The following is a 15169-nucleotide window of genomic DNA, read 5'->3' as shown; positions in this document are numbered from 1 at the left end:
CGCGACACCCCTAACAGGTGCCCCTGCCGGCCTCACCCCCCTTGACACCGACCCGCCAAAAGACCCTCGCCCAGGACGGCTCAGCCGATGCGCTGGCCGAGCTCGACCTGGGCGACGACGTTCCGCGCTTCGAGGCGGTAGCGATGGGCTGAGCGCCTCCGCTCCCGCGGCCCGACCGATCTGCCGGCCGATCAGATGACACCCAACGACTCGGACTCACTAGTCCGAGTCGTCCGACGTTACCATTGAAGCCCCTTTCACATCGACCCGAATAGCCTATCTAGGATAGGATGCCATCCGCACACCTCATACATGAAGGCTTTTCGACGGGTTAAGCAATGGCCATTGCAGCCACAGGGGGAGATGAGAGATTCATGGCGAAACTGTCCTATAAGGTGCCGAGTTCGCTGAACAGGAGCTTCCTCGACCACGAGATCACGCTGGCCAAGGGAGGCTGGGCGGCGAAGCCCTCCCCGATCAAGCAGCTGCTCTTCTTCGGCGGCGGCATCCTCGCCCTGCTGTGGTTCAGCACGTCGACGTTCGTCGCAAGCTCGGGCCCAGTCGCCATCACGTTCTTCGTCCTCTGGGGACTGGCTGCGATCGCCTATTTCGGCGGGCTGATGAAGACGAAGGAACTGCGCATCATGCGGGTGCCGGCCTTCCTGGCGTATCTGCCCCGCAAGGCCCGCCACGTCTTCACCCGTCGTACCTCGAACCCCACCGACTTCTACTCGATCGTCGGCATCGACGGGATCGACGAGGACGGGCTGATCCACTTCTCCGACGGCGGCGAAGGTCGGGTCTACCTGGTCGTCGGCTCGGCGAGCTATCTGCTCTTCGACGAGGACCGGATCGGGATCCTCGACCGGGTCGACTCCTTCTGGCGCAAGGTCGAGACGACCTGTGAGCAGACCTTCATCACGACGAAGGAGCCGCAGCGGATCTACCACCAGGTAGCGAACCTGGAGAAGCGCAACCAGGCTCTGCAGGTCCGTGACCCCGATCTGATCGAGCTGCAGAACGAGCAGTACGACATCCTCACGCAGCACGTGGGCGGGAAGTTCCCCTCGATTCACCAGTACCTGCTGCTCAAGGGCAAGAACGCCGACGCGCTGCGCAAGGGGCACCAGGTCCTCCAGGCCGAGGTCGGCGGCTCCACTCTCATGATCAAGGAAGCCACGATGCTCGATCGCGAGGAGGCCGAGCCGATGCTGCGGGTCTTCTACCGGGGCATCGACGACGAACTGCTCAATCTCAAGGCGTCGCTGAACTGATCAGCGCCAGGCCGACCCACATGACGAGGAACGAACGAAGGACACCATGGTGCTGATGACGAAAGTCCGGGCACAGCTCGGCATCCCGGGAAAGAAGCCTGACGAGACGAATGAGACCGCGGAGCTTGTGGTTGCTGATCCGCGCCCGGACGGCGCTGCTCAGGCTGAGGGCGTGCAGGACACTGCGGCAGCTGACGGCGTGGCCGATGAGGCCGCCGAGCCGAAGAGGAACTGGTGGCAGCGTCGCCGGGAGGTGAAGCACCTCCAGGGCACGTTCGACGCCTATCCGCATCTGCTCGCGCTGAAGCCGAGGGAGAAGTACCTCTTCCGCTCGGACTACTTCCAGGTCGACGGCTCGGTCGCCTGCATCATGGCGTACTTCCACGACGACGCCGCGCACGACAACTTCGCCGCCTTCTGGGGCATCGATCGGATCCCGGACGGCCTGGACGAGCGGGTCACCGCGGTCGTGCTTGAGCAGGTCAAGCGGATGGACGACAAGCGGATCGATTCCTATACGAAGCAGTCGGAGAAGCTGGAACGGCTCGATGCCAACGAGCAGGAGGAGACGGGCACGACTTCCTCCAAGCGCAAGGCCGCGAAGATCTCCGGTGACCTCGGGGTCACGATCGGAGAGCTCCAGGACGGCGCGAGCTACCTCTCCGTGCACAACCGGCTCTTTCTCAAGGCCCCCGACCTGGCGACCCTGGATGACACGATCGACCGGGTCACGCGCCTGTACATCGACCGCTTCGGCACGCTGAAGGCTGCGCCCTATGCCGGCGAGCAGCGCCAGGAACTCTCGGGCCTGTGGAAGAACAACGAGAAGAAGAAGGGCAAGGGCTTCCACTTCACCTCGACCGAGCTGGCCGGCTCGTACTCGCTGGTGACCAACGGCCTCAACGACAAGGGCGGCGAGTACGTCGGCTACATGGTCGGCGACGTCAACAACAGCGCCGTGCTCATGGACGTCAACGCCTACGACCATCACGTGATCGTCGCTGACGCCACGCTCAGCGAGTACCTCGACCGCCAGCGGGTGGCCAACATGTGGTGCTCGAAGATCTCGCAGGGAACGCTGCTGAACAACGGCCAGGTCGTCCACCTCGTCCTTGACGGAGCGAACCTCGACAAGCTCGGCCCGAAGTTCGAACGGCTTACTTCGCGCGTGGACCTGAACCAGGGCGACGTGAACATGTTCGAGATGTTCGGCGAGGAGGAGGACGAACTGACGGTCTTCTCCGCCCAGATGGAGAAGCTCAAGCTGATGTTCGAGCAGCTCTACGAGACCACCGACGGTGCCGTCGGCTCGATCATCCGCAGTGCCCTCGAAGACACCGCCACGGACTTCTACATCGAGCAGGGTATGTGGCGGCACAACGCCAAGGAGCAACGGCACCGCCTGCGTGTGGTGAACATCCCGCACACCCAGGTGCCGCGCCTGCAGATGTTCGTCTCCTACCTCGCGACCGCTCACAAGGCGCTGCTGAACTCCAGCAAGACCGACGCGGACCAGCTGCGGGCGTACAACGTGCTCAAGGGCATCGCCAACGCGATGCTGAGCACCAACGGTGACCTCTTCAACAACCACACGGCCTCGGCTGTGGACGGGGTCCGGGACTCCCGGCGCGTGTTCTACGACTTCTCACGGCTCATGCGCCGCGGCAAGGGCGTGGCGATGGCGCAGCTGGTGAACATCGTCGGCTTCGCCGTCGGCAAGCTGGGGCTCGGCGACACGGTGATCATCCACGGCACCGAGCACATCGACGACCGGGTGAAGAAGTACATCCAGGACCAGTTCGACCACATGCACGAGCGTGGCGGCCGAGTGGTCTACAGCTACAACGACGTCGACAAGATGCTGGCCGACAGCGACTTCAACAAGTTCGACGCTGCGGACTACACGCTCTTCGGCCCGATGCGCGACGGAACGGTGGCGGCGTACCAGAAGCAGCTGCACCAGCGGATCCCGCCGGATCTCGCCCAGCTCATCACGACCAAGGGCGAGAACCTCACGTACTTGCGCCGGGGCGTCTCCAACGTGGTCTTCCACCTGGATTTGGCACTGGGAATCAACCCCTACCGCGAGGCCCAGCGCAGGCAGGTCCGTCTGGAGGCGGCCAGGGCCGAAGAGGCGGCGCGGATGGACGCGATCATGCACGACAAGCCAGCACCGGGCGCGAACCTCACCAGCATCCGGAAGCACAGCGAGGGCGGCGACGGTGAGGCTGACGCGGGCCAGGGCGACGCGAGCAATCACAACGACGGCAAGAGCCTGCCGCAGCCCGAGAACGGCGCAAGGCGGCCGGCAGAGAGGCCCAGGTCGAAGAAGCTGGTCAAGGCATGAGCGGGGTCAGCCCTGAAACGAGGGCGAGGAGTAGAGGAGAGACGATGAACGGGACGATCACGGCGGTGGCGAGGCTGCGTGCCTGGGCCGGTCACAGCGGTGGTGTAGCCCACCCGGGCAGGCTCGCGCGCGGGCTCGCCCTCGTGCTCCTGGCGGCGCTGCTCGTGCCGGTCTTCTTGATGGCGACCTCTTCGCCGGCGTCCGCGGACGACAAGAAGGAGCGCGACAACTACAGCCTCTACCAGCTGGCCTCGAACGCGAGCTCGTACTTCAGCGAGAAGAACTCGCCGCAGAACGACAAGGGCATGCACGAGAACTGGAAGCCGGTCACGTCCAGCCCGGCCTCGGGCGGTTCCATACTCGGCTACGCCGACCCGGAGTTCAGCCTGGGAAACATCGTGGGCTGGTTCTTCGCCGAGGTGTCGGGGTCCTCGCAGACCGTTACCTACAAGACCCTGGCCGCGAAGGATGACAAGGGCAACGCGAAGTACTCGGGCATGCTCGACTACGCGCACTTCGGGGCGGCCAACAACGACCTTGGCCTGGACACGATGTCCTCGGGCATCGGCGGCCAGATCGTGAGCGTAATCGGAGGGTCGATCATCTGGACCCTCTACGCCCTGGCGCTGGCGGTCGGCACGCTGTTCTACGTCATCATCCAGTTCCTGAAGCTCATCAACCCCTTCACGTGGTTCTACAGCGCGGTCGCGGCGGTCAATCCGACACTTGCCGAGGGTATGACCGGAGGTGATACCGGAGGCGGCGCGCTCTCGGGTCTACAGCACTGGATCAGCGGCTGGTACGGCCTGCTCGTCGATATCTCGTGGCAGGCGCTCGTACCGATCTTCATCGGCGTCCTGCTCATCGGCCTGGTCATGTTCAAGAAGATGGACCGGGGCTCGGCGATCAAGAAACTCATCGTGCGCGTCGTCTTCATCGGCGTCGGCCTGCCGCTCGTCGGGTCGATGTACTCAAGCGTGCTCGGAAAGTTCGACGACTCCGTTCTTGGTCAACACGCCGGCCCGACGCGCGTCGTGCTGAGCACCTACGTCGACTTCGAGGCGTGGATGATGAACGACCGTCTGGGGATCCCGGACCAGGCCACGGTCTCCTGGAACGGCGACCAGGCGAGCCCGGACGCGATGATGTCGGTGCGCACGAGTGCGCTGGCGATCAACAAGCAGTCCCACGGGGCGACGTTCAACGGCATCAATATCGGAACGAAGGCCAACGACGCCGAGTCGGCGTGGAAGGACGGCACCGTCTCCGTCACCGACGGCAGTGCCTCGGACGACTTCAAGGCGGTGTTTTCGACCTTCGGGATCATCGGCAAGTACATCTCCAGCAGCGAGGTAGCGGCCTCCGACTTCGAGTCGGGGATCAAGAGCTCGATCACGCAGCTGGACGAGAGCTCGGATGTCAAGAAGAGGTGGTTCGTCGACAAGAGCAGCTACGGCGACGTGAAGGAGTTCGGTGAGGAGAAGGGGCCGAAGCCGGTCGATCACCCGGTAATTTCGACCGACGGCACGGGCCTGACCTCCTCTCATCCTGGTACGGACTCGACAGTCTTTACGACGACGGGGACGAAGGCCGGCTGTGGCTTTACGGTGGGCAAGACGCCCTCCTCGTGCAACCTGTCCCCGCTGACGGCGTACAACTACCTCAACACCGGGTTCAGCCCCAGTTCGCTGACCATGTACTCGTCGAACAACGCCACCAGCGGGTTCACCCGCGAGAGCCACATGGCCGTCAGCCAGGTGGGTACGGGGCCGGCGAAGTTCATGTACTGGAGCAACGCAGCCACGGTCCTGGGCTCCATCGTCCTGCTCGGCTTCTGGTACGCCATCGGCATGCTGGCTGGCTCGGTTAAGCGAATCTTCGGCTTGGTGGCCGCCGTGCCCTTCGCGACGCTGGGCGCGATGCAGGCGATCGCCAAAGTGATCGTCTACTCCATGGCGCTGATACTGGAGGTCCTCCTCACGCTGTTCGTCTACCAGTTCGTCTCGGAGTTCCTGATCTCGGTCCCGGACATCATGGCTGGCCCTGTGTCGAGCTTCATGAGCCCGGGCGGCTTGTGGGGCAGCGCTGCGCTCGGCGGGATCATCGTGGTGATCCTGACCCTGATCTCCTCGCTGGTGATCATGGGCATCACCTTCGCCCTGCTCCGGGTGCGCAAGACTGTGCTGCAGGCGATGGACGAGGTGGTCACCAAGCTCGTGGACAAGTTCCTCGAGACGAACACCACGCCGAAGCCGGACAAGGGCGGGCTGATGCCTGCTCTGGCCGCGGGTGCGGGGACCGGAGCGGGTATGGCCATGGGCAACAAGCTCGCCAACGGGTTCAACAGCAAGACCAGCGGTCCGGCGTCCCCGAGCACGGGCAAGCCCGCGGGCAAGACGGCGTCGACGAACGCCGGCGGTACGAACGGTGACGCCATGACACTGACCGCTGGTCAGCAGCCGCTGGCCCTCGGGGATGACGGCCAGGATGGACCGGATGGCCCGGACAGCCCGGCGCTGGATGGTGGTCCTGGTGGTGGGGGCTCCGGCGGCGGCAGTGACGACGTCAAGGCTCTGCCGGTCGGCAGTGGTCCCGCCGGTGCTCAGGGCGCGCCCGGTAGCGAAGGACCCGACGACAAGGGTAGTCCGCTGCAGCTGACGAGTGGTGGAGCGGGCAGCTCGCGCTCGGACAAGCAGACTGCGCAGGGGCTGAGCAACCAGGGCGGCCTGTCGATCCTCGGGTACACCTCGGACGGCAACAAGGTCATCGCCGGTGAGGTTCTGGCCTCGTCCACGGATCCGTCAAGCTCTCGCCGTGGGGCTCAGGGCCAGAACAGTGTGGGTAGCACCGACGCTGTGACCACCAGCGGCGACCGTAAGACTGTCGCCGGTCAGACGGGACCGACCCAGTTCGGCACGGGCTCCCAGGGTGCGCAGAGCCAACGGGGCAGCAACCAGCAGGCTGCACCACAGCGCTTCAGCGGCGACGCTGTGCCTGCTCCGGCTCCTGCTCCGACGCAGTCGGGTGCTCCGAACACGAGTCCGACGCGCTCCGCTCAGGGCACCCCTGCCCCGGCTCAGGCCCAGACCCCCATCCGGTCCCGGGCACGGCAGGAGCAGGCCGAGGCGCAGGCGAACCGTGACCGGCTGCTGTCCGTCATCAACGCCCGCCGCGACGGCGCCTCGGCTCCGAGGCAGCCAGGGGCCGGCGCTCCGGCTGTGGGTCAGACTCCGGCTGCGCCTGGTGCGCGGACTCCGGCTCGGACGCAGGCAGCGCGTCAGCCGGGTTCGATCCAGGCGTCGACGTCGACGCCGCGCCAGACGCCTGCCCCGCAGCCTCAGGCTCAGGCTCAGGCTCCGCGGCCGTCGGCTACTGCACCGGCTCCTTCGCCAGGGCGGGCTCCGGTTCCGCGCCAGGTTGCCGATCCGGTGCCTCAGAGGGCGGAGACCCCGGAGCCGCAGCAGCGGCCGGCGGGTGGTCTTCGCCGTGGCCGACGCGAGAAGCCGCAGAACTGATCGGGCGAGTGTGGAGGGCTGACGCACCCGGTGAGGATGATCGCGATGGTCGTTCTCACCGGGTGCGTCCCCCTTTGAGCAACGCGAGGAGAAGGGAGGAGCATGAGGCTCGGTTCGAGGCTTCGCGGCGAGTTTCCGCGTGGCTGGTGGCGCTCGGCGCGATGGTGCCTGTGGTGCTGATGGTGCTGCTGACTGGGTGGTGTCTGTCCAACATCGGCGTCAGCGCCGTGGTGTTCGTCGTGGTGGCCCAGTCGAGGATTCGGAGGCCAGCAACGTGGGCCGAGCCCGGTTTCGTCGAGCAGCATGCCCCGAAGTACGGCCGACCGCCGGAGACGATCGAGGAGTACCGGGCGCAGCAGCTTCAGGAGTAGGCGTCAGAGGCTTGATCAGCCAGGAATGACAGAACCCCGTGAACGCGATGTCCACGGGGATCTGTCTTGTTGAGGCGGCCGAGCGGGACGTCGACGCTACTTCCCGCACTTGGTCTTGAAGCCGTCCAGCAGAGCCTTGCCAGCATCGGAGTTGTCACGTACGTACGCGCTACCGCTGATGCTGATCGAGGTGTCGCTGGTTGAGATGGACTCGCTGCCGGTCCGCTTGTTACGGCTGTCCTCTCCGGCGACCGTCCAAATGATCTGGGACTGATCCTTGTTGAACTCGCCGGTGCTGGTCACGCCCGGCTTCTCGTAGACACCATCGCAGGTGTACTCATGATGCGAGACACTGTTGCCCTTGACGACCAGCTGGCCGAGTTCGGACGTGCCGTTGACGTCCTTGACGTAGTAGGTACCGTCGAGCTTGCTGCCGCTGCCGCTGTCGCTGCTTCCGCTGCAGGCGGTGAGTATGAGTGAGCCCGCGGCCAGGGCCGCGATGGACACGGCGATCTTGGCCCGCGTCCTACGTGCGGTCCTGGTGATGCTCATGAGGTTCCCCCTTCGTTCGTTCTGGATAGTCGGTTTGAGATAGAAGACCAGTCAAAATAACCTACGGATAGGTGACTTTGGCTGACCGGGACCGCCTGTCAGGCGCCTTCTCGGAGGCTGTCGAGCCGATGCTCAGTCAGCGCCAGCGCGACCTCTGACTGGTTGAGCGCGTGTTCGCCGTCCTGAATGCGCCACTGCAGAAGCTGCACGGGCGGGGCGTCTGCTTCTTGGTCTGCCAGGTCGCCAAGCTCGCGCAGTTCTGCGTACGCACCCTGCAGTTGCTCTTCGTGGTGTGCTGCACGGACCCGGAGACGGGCGAGTCGCTCTTTCAACCAGCTCACCCGCGACTGGTGGTCGAGCGTCGTCTTCCCCTCGAGCCAGGCACGGAGCTCGGTCTGGTCGACGTCGCTCGGGAGCCCGGTGGCAAAAGGCCCCTCGGGTTCCGGCATGTCGATGGGGATGTGAGACAGCAGCACGGCGGGGGTCGTGTCGAGCACATAGGCGATCGCGACGAGATCGTCGACGGTCACGGAGCGAGTACATCGCTCCATCTCCGCGAGTGCGTCGGCCGAGATCGGGTGACCGAGCATCAAGAGCACGTAGGCCAGCTCGTCGATGGTCAGCTCGCGCAGCTGGCGGTAGTGCGTGATGGCGTCGGACACGGCAAGAGATGTGGGAAGGGGCGACGGCATGCATCGATCATAGGCGTGCTCGGCGGGGCCCCAGGTGGGTTGTCGCGTACTCCCTAGCCGTCGTCACATAGACACTCATAGAGGCCCGGGAGCAGTGCTCGATGCAGCGAGATCAGCGGGCTTGCGGATGCCTGTGGCGATTACTGGCTCGGCCATGACCGGCAGCGCACGGCGGACGCCGGGCACGACAGCAGCGAGAAGCGGTCAATGCCGGATCTCGAAGGCTCACGCAGGGCGCCGCGCTCCCAGGACCCAGGTGCCGTTGCTGGGGCTGTGGGGCAGCCTCGCCAGCTCAAGGGCCGTACCCGGTTCGGCAGTCGGGCTGTGGGGTCGCCGAGGCTCGGGGCCGCCCTGTTGCCACAAGGGTCAGCAGAGGTAGAAGGTAGAACAGAAAGCGTCCCTCCTCATCTGGGTTGAGGAGGGACGCTGTCGTGTTGTCAGTTCATGCCTCTGCCAGGTGGGTTAGACGGCGGGACCGAAAGAGTTCGCGGTCGCTGCCCCGACGAAGTCCGTCCACGTCTGCGCTGTGAAGCCAAGGTGTGGCCCGTCAGCGTTCTTCGAGTCACGGACGAGGACCTCCCGAGAGACCCGGACGGCGCACTCGATGCAGTCACCTCCGTTCTGACCGCTGTAGCTGCTCTTCCACCAGATCAGCTCATTCTCCAAGGGGGACGCTCCCATCAACTTGTTTCACATCCGCCAGGACGGCGGCTACCAGGCATCGGACCTGGAGGTCTTACAGTCAGAGTCTCCCCTAGGCCTATGCAGGGCCATAGCCGAGGCGGTCAGGGCCGGCGGGCCTGCGACCCTGCTGTGCTCGCCTCCGGCACGCCCCGTCTGATGATCGCTTCGGACTTATAGGTTCGATATGGCCGACTGGATCATCTGCTCAGACTCCTCCGCGGAAGCGGCAATCTCGCGGAGCTTCTGGAACGCGGCGCTAAACGGAGCGACGGCTGAGATGTCCGACAGCACGCCGCCATCTACGAGGTTCTCCAGGTAGGCAAGGTCCCCAACCGTCTCGTCCTCGAAATCGAGGAGGGTGAAGGGGCCATGCATCGCGGGGTGGGCTCCAACGCCGAACGGCAGGACGTGCACGCTGACATGATCAGTGGCCCCGAGCTTGAGCAGTCGCCTGAGCTGTCCCTGCATGATCTCCGAGCTGCCCACCGGCCGTCGGATCACTGCTTCATTCAGGACGATCGTTACGGAAGGAGGCTGCGGTCGACCGAGGATGCTCTGACGCTTGAGCCTGACTTCAGCCTGAACTTCCTGGGTCTTCTCATCGGCATCCGAGAGGCCCAAGATCACCCGAGCGTACTCGGGATCCTGGGCAAGTCCTGGAACGAACTCCGACTGGTAGATGCCGATGGTCTTAGCGGCGGCCTCCAGACCCAGGTATGCCTGGAACCAGGCAGGGATCGTGCCCTTGAAAGGCTTGAGATCCCACCAGTCCTTCCGCGTCTTCGTGATCTTGGCGTAGTTCTCCAGCTCCTCACGCAGCTCAAGTGGAGCCTCGTACAAGTCGCAGAGCAGCCGGACATCGCCGATCTCGACTGCAGTGTCCTTGGTCTCCAACCGCGTCATTCGGGCCGTCGACCAACCGAACTGCTTGGCTACCGACGACGCTGTCAGGCCCCTGGCATCCCGCAGCTTGCGAAGCTGCAGCCTGAGCAGGATGCGGCACAAGGCGACCGATCTGTCGTCCGTCCCAGCCATCTTGTCTCCCTCATCCGTGACTTGTCGTCAGTCTGACGGTTCATGAGGCGTCCATCAACGCCCGGCGGTTCGAAGTGACGATAGTCGCCACCCTGAGCGCCAGACACCAAGAAGAAGCGCTCTGCGAAATTTTCGCAGAGTTGCTTTACGGAGCGAAGAGACCGCTGCAATACTCCAGAGGTCGCAACAGTTGGCAGTTGATCGCTCACGGTTGGTAGGCGCTGACGTGCGCCGACCGTGCCATCTCGACGCGAGGACTCCCCTCATGCCCCTCAGCTCGCATGCCCCCGCTCAGTGCGGGGAGCGGACGTCGCCCACTGAGTTAGTCCGCCTCACGGACTCGGCAATCGGACATGGGCGTTCCATGCGCTTGGCCCCGGAGGCGCCCGGCGTCGTGAGTATGGGTGCTGGCCTTTTGGATCCGCTGGCGCCAACGCCCTCGGGGCTACGGGCGGGTACGATCCTCCGCACTCCGCCAGTAGTCCTGAAGCATGTCGGTGGGCCAGGCCGGCTGATGGACCGGGCCGCGGGGCAGCATCTCGCGGAAGACGGGCGCCAGGTCGATCACAGGAGTGCCGTCGTCGGCGTCCAAGTCTGTGACGTGCAGATCTCGCCCTACGACTCGGTGCAGTCGCGGGTAGGAGATGCCGATCCGGGCCGGGCGCCGGTGGTTGCGGTGGACGAGGCCCCCGGTGGCCGGCCAGTCCGGATTTCCCCGGGGGCTTCGCGGCTCGAGCTCGATGTCCTGGTCCGATCCAAGGCTGAAGTGCCACACCACTTCCAGGTGGCTGAACTCCGTAATGCCCTGCAGGGCACTCTCCGGGATGCTCGACGCCAGGCGGATGATCGACTCGACTCCGCCCTTGAAATCGTCAAGACGCCCGGTCTGGCTTCCTACGACTATGGCGATCACCGGCAGCTGGATGTGCTGGTCGAACACGCGTCACCTCTCCTGGGGCCTCCCCGGCGTCAGCGAAGTCACCCTCCGCTCCGGGCTTCCTTACCGTACGGGTCACCTGTCTGCGAGGACCGCCCGGGCTCGTGCGTCGAGGTCGACAGCGGGGCCGCCTCCTCGGCGGAGTACAGGGCTCAGCGCGCGGCGCATCTGGACCACGGTCTCTCGGGCTCGCCCGGACTGGACACCGGTCATCGTGTCGAGTGCCTGATGCCACGTAGCGCAAGCCGCGTCGAGCTGCCCCTGCCGGACCTGGACCTCGCCGAGGTACCCGAGGGTGACGGAGTGGGTCCGCTTGAACGGCGTCTTGCGGGTGCGGACGCTCCGTTTGAACTGCTCCTCAGCACCCTTCAGGTCACCCATGTCCCGCAGCGCGGCGGCGGTCTCATGCGCGAGGCTCGCCTCGGCGAAGAACCACACCCGGCCGGGCTCGTCACCGTCCCCGCTAGCGCGGGCAAGATCGGCCTCGGCACGGTTGAGCGCTTGCGCGGCCTGCTTCTTGTAGCCGGCGGCAGCCAGCCCGCGGGCGTGGACGACGCCGAGGAGGGCCTTCTCCCGCCAGCAGGCTTCGGCGTAGCGGCGGCTGGAGAGGGATCCCTCGGCCAGGCGTACGGCTTCTGCCGGCTGGTGCAGGTCCACGGCCTGGTGGGCCATGGCCCTCAGCACGTGCCCGGCGAGCGGCGCGTCTCCGGCTTCCTCGGCCAGTTGGGTCGCGAGGGTCAGCCATTGCAGCGCGATCGGGTGCTCGCCGGCGTCGAAGCTCGTCCAGCCCGCGAGGTAGGCAAGTTCGGCAGCGGCCGACGTCATGTCCCGGCGCAGCACGTCGGACGGGAAGCGTCCGCCCAGGAGTTCGGCGACGTCGGTTCGCAGGTAGGCGACCAGGGCGGCGCGCCCCACGCCGCGACCGCCGCGCTGCTGATCTCGCTGGGACAGGAAGGCAGTCATCTCGCGCACGCTCGTGACGTCCTCGTGCGTGACCGTGTGCTTCGACAGGGGCTTGCGGGTGCGGGCACGTTCGGCGGCGTCTTGCCACCAGCCTTCGGTGGGCAGGACCAGGCCGGCGACCGAGTAGGCCGACCGTGCCAACACCTGGCGCCGAGCTATGTCCATGTCCGTGCTCCCGAGGGTCGCCAGCGTCGCGAGGGTGTCGACGCTCCACGCCGGCGTCTGCGGGTCTGCGGCGTCGTCCGGTGCCAGCCCGATGTCGGTCAGCGTGATGGTGCGACCGAGGCCGCGAGAGAGCGTCTCGGCCAAGATATGCGCTGCGCGGCCTTCCGGTGTGGCGCCGCCGATCCAGCGGGCGATGCGGGATTGGTCGTAGCGCAGGAGTTCGGTGGCGCCGTTTTCAGCGGCGACGGCGCGGAACCGAGCAGCGAGTTGCCGCTGCGACAGGCCCCATTCCTGGATGACGGCTTCCAGCCGGGTGTTGCGTGTGCGCGCCATGGGTGTGCGCCCCTGTCCCTGAAACGATCTCGCATCACGTGCATCACATCGCTGCGCCTGCCGGCATTCCCGTCGGTCCTCGCACGCGGTTGTCTCCTACGGACGATATTCCTCCAACCCCAGGTCTTGTAGCGGAATCGGGCGTGTCATGCCCACGAGCTCGGATGGTGACCGGAATTGGCTCCCTCGGGGGCCGGGAAGGGCAGCTGATGAACATGCAGTACCCGATGGCCGGCCTTCGGGGGGCGTGCACAGTGCCGTTGGTTCGCCGTGACCGAGGACCGGGCGGTCGTCCGTCCGGAGAGGGCGCCGTTCCGGTCTGTCGTCCGCGTGACTTCCAGATGGCGGCGGAGGTGTCCGCTCGGCCGGAGGCAGTTGCTGGAGCCCGCCGTCAGCTCGTCTGCCTGCTCGAGAGCTCGGGGCTGTCCGAGTGCGCAGACAGGGTCATGCTCGTCGCGCAGGAGCTGATGGTGAACGCCATGACGCATGGGTGCGAGAACAGGCCGGAGGGCTTCTTCTCCGTCAGGGCCATGCACGCGTGGGGGCGCCTGCGGGTGGAGGTGGAGGACCCGTCGACCAGGCAGCCTCTTCCCCGGTCGGCGAGCGCGGATGAGGAGGGCGGCCGAGGGCTGCACCTGGTCGACGCCCTGGCCACGCGCTGGGGAACGGACCTGCCGGCACCGGGCATGACGGGCAAGACGGTGTGGTTCGAGCTGGACCTGCTCGGAGGGGCGGTGTCGTCGTGAGTCTCGTCCGTGTCCGCTCCGGCCGACGCCGGGCCCCCTCCGCTGTTGCTGCCCGGTCTGTCATCTTCTCCGCGCAGGAAACCGTGTCGATGGTGCTGACTGACGGCGCCCCCACCCCCGAATCCGATCAGGACATCCGAGTTCCGACGTTCGTCCCCGCGGTGATCACCATCCTTTGTGGCGGATCCGTGCTGAGGCAGTGGTGACCGCCACCGGACTGGTCATCGCCGTCCTGATCGTGCTGACCATGGCCGCCCTGGTGCTCCTCGGCCCCCGGCTGACCGGTCGGCTGTCCCCGCCGGCGACGGATGACCCGGCTCCGTCCCCACTCACAACCTGCCCTGACCACCCGTACACACGCGAGGACCTTTCCCCATGCTTCACACTGTTCCGTCGCCGCTGGCCGAGGTGCCGCAGGCACCTGCCCGGATCGTGACGGGCCTCTACCTGCGGTGCCTGCGCGAGGCGCAGTACATGGGACTGGAGCACGCCGCCCGCGCCGTCCGGGTGTCCGCATCGGCCGTCAGCCGGTGGGAGCGGGCTGAGTCCCCCATCCGGCCGGACGCGCTTGGCACGCTGCTCCGGCTCTACGGCGTGGCAGACGACCATGCTTGCTTCCTGGTGGGGAGTTTGCCGCCGCAGGGCTACGACCGCAGGGAGTACGAGGAGCGGGGTGAGGGCCGGCTCGCCCCGCACGACTGCTGGGTGGACGTGGCCTGCGACGAGGCGACGGCCCGCCATATCGCTGTGATGCGCTTGGCGAGCGAGGTCGTCCAGTACTGCCTGCTGGTGCCTGCCGGTCTGCGCACCCAGGCCTACCAGCGGGTCGTGCTGGACCCGGGTGTGTGCGGCGACCCTGATGAGCCGGTGCTCGGGCTGCCGTCGTGGGTGCACGACTTGGACTGGGCCGAGCGGCAGCGGCGGACCGTGCTGCTGGACGAGACCGTACTGACCCGGGGCCGGGGCGATCACCCCGCGACGATGGCTGGCCAGCTGCGGCATCTGGCCGATCTCGTGAGGAGCCGGGAGAGCTCCGACGGGTCGGGCCTGACCATCCGCATCCTGCCGCTAGGCGAGGTGCTGTTCGTCCACACGGTGGGTGCAGCCGCCGAGGTGAATCTCCACGGGCACCGCATGGTGGTGCGGGTCGGCCTCTTCCCTTGCTACGAGACCGGCTCCGGCGCCGCCCGGGTCATCAGCGCCGGACTACGCGAGGCCGCCGACGCCGCGTGGAGCCGTGAAGCGACGTACGAGGCGCTCGTGAGCGCGGCCGAGGGCATGGAGCAGAGGGCCGCCTCGTGATCGCCGTGTTGCTCGCGCTCCTGCCCGGTGCCACACCGCCGGAGCAGCCCATGACCCGGCTCCTCGCTCTCGACGCAGCGGCCTTCACCCGCCGCGCCCGGGTCAAGCGGCAGCCTGGCGGCACGGGCCACGCGGTCTCGGACGCCGGACACGACTGCGTGTTTGTAAGCACTTCTTTTGGGACCAGAGTTCCGAGTTCTTTTGGCTCCAGTGAGCGGGTGCTGGGGGCGTGCGGGAGGTGGGTTCACGCCCC

12 protein-coding genes are annotated in these 15169 nt (G+C 66.3%); 6 read left to right on the top strand and 6 right to left on the bottom strand.

Annotated elements, in window-relative coordinates:
- Positions 1-374 precede the first annotated feature (374 nt).
- The 4 genes from ACFWP3_RS29910 (at position 375) to ACFWP3_RS29895 (ending at position 7507) form a co-directional block, all read left to right on the top strand.
- The gene (locus ACFWP3_RS29910) at positions 375-1274 is read left to right on the top strand and encodes a hypothetical protein (protein ID WP_384227146.1); all 900 of its coding nucleotides are present in this window, start codon (positions 375-377) and stop codon (positions 1272-1274) included.
- A 172-nt stretch (positions 1275-1446) separates the two neighbouring features.
- Positions 1447-3621, top strand: a complete 2175-nt coding sequence (locus ACFWP3_RS29905; RefSeq protein ID WP_384227145.1) for a hypothetical protein — start codon at positions 1447-1449, stop codon at positions 3619-3621.
- A gap of 44 nt (positions 3622-3665) precedes the next feature.
- Positions 3666-7136 carry a hypothetical protein gene (locus ACFWP3_RS29900; RefSeq protein WP_384227143.1) on the top strand — a complete coding sequence of 1157 codons (3471 nt, stop codon included), beginning with the start codon at positions 3666-3668 and terminating at the stop codon, positions 7134-7136.
- 74 nt (positions 7137-7210) lie between these two features.
- On the top strand, positions 7211-7507 hold the full coding sequence (locus tag ACFWP3_RS29895) for a hypothetical protein (RefSeq protein WP_384227140.1): 297 nt from the start codon (positions 7211-7213) through the stop codon (positions 7505-7507).
- A gap of 96 nt (positions 7508-7603) precedes the next feature.
- Here the strand turns inward: ACFWP3_RS29895 and ACFWP3_RS29890 are convergent, their stop codons facing one another.
- The 6 genes from ACFWP3_RS29890 to ACFWP3_RS29865 form a co-directional block, all read right to left on the bottom strand.
- Complete coding sequence (locus ACFWP3_RS29890) at positions 7604-8059, bottom strand: hypothetical protein (protein WP_384227138.1); 456 nt, start codon at positions 8057-8059, stop codon at positions 7604-7606.
- Between the two features lie 98 nt (positions 8060-8157).
- Entirely contained in the window at positions 8158-8721 is a 564-nt protein-coding gene (locus ACFWP3_RS29885; RefSeq protein ID WP_384227136.1) for a DNA-binding protein, read from the bottom strand.
- Between the two features lie 492 nt (positions 8722-9213).
- Positions 9214-9432: a DUF397 domain-containing protein gene (locus ACFWP3_RS29880; protein WP_384227135.1), complete on the bottom strand. Its 219-nt coding sequence runs from the start codon at positions 9430-9432 to the stop codon at positions 9214-9216.
- 174 nt (positions 9433-9606) lie between these two features.
- Entirely contained in the window at positions 9607-10470 is an 864-nt protein-coding gene (locus ACFWP3_RS29875) for a helix-turn-helix domain-containing protein (RefSeq protein ID WP_384227132.1), read from the bottom strand.
- A gap of 445 nt (positions 10471-10915) precedes the next feature.
- Entirely contained in the window at positions 10916-11410 is a 495-nt protein-coding gene (locus ACFWP3_RS29870; protein ID WP_384227130.1) for a TrmO family methyltransferase, read from the bottom strand.
- 72 nt (positions 11411-11482) lie between these two features.
- The gene (locus ACFWP3_RS29865) at positions 11483-12868 is read right to left on the bottom strand and encodes a Tat pathway signal protein (protein ID WP_384227127.1); all 1386 of its coding nucleotides are present in this window, start codon (positions 12866-12868) and stop codon (positions 11483-11485) included.
- Between the two features lie 164 nt (positions 12869-13032).
- Here ACFWP3_RS29865 and ACFWP3_RS29860 point away from each other — a divergent pair, with 164 nt between their 5' ends.
- Positions 13033-13614 (top strand): ATP-binding protein, encoded by a 582-nt coding sequence (locus ACFWP3_RS29860; RefSeq protein ID WP_384227125.1) that lies wholly within the window; start codon positions 13033-13035, stop codon positions 13612-13614.
- A 375-nt stretch (positions 13615-13989) separates the two neighbouring features.
- Positions 13990-14916: a Scr1 family TA system antitoxin-like transcriptional regulator gene (locus ACFWP3_RS29855; protein ID WP_384227122.1), complete on the top strand. Its 927-nt coding sequence runs from the start codon at positions 13990-13992 to the stop codon at positions 14914-14916.
- Positions 14917-15169: the final 253 nt, after the last annotated feature.

This window comes from Streptomyces sp. NPDC058525 (assembly GCF_042719495.1).
Taxonomy (GTDB): Bacteria; Actinomycetota; Actinomycetes; order Streptomycetales; family Streptomycetaceae; genus Streptomyces.
This window is presented reverse-complemented; position numbering and strand designations above follow the sequence as displayed.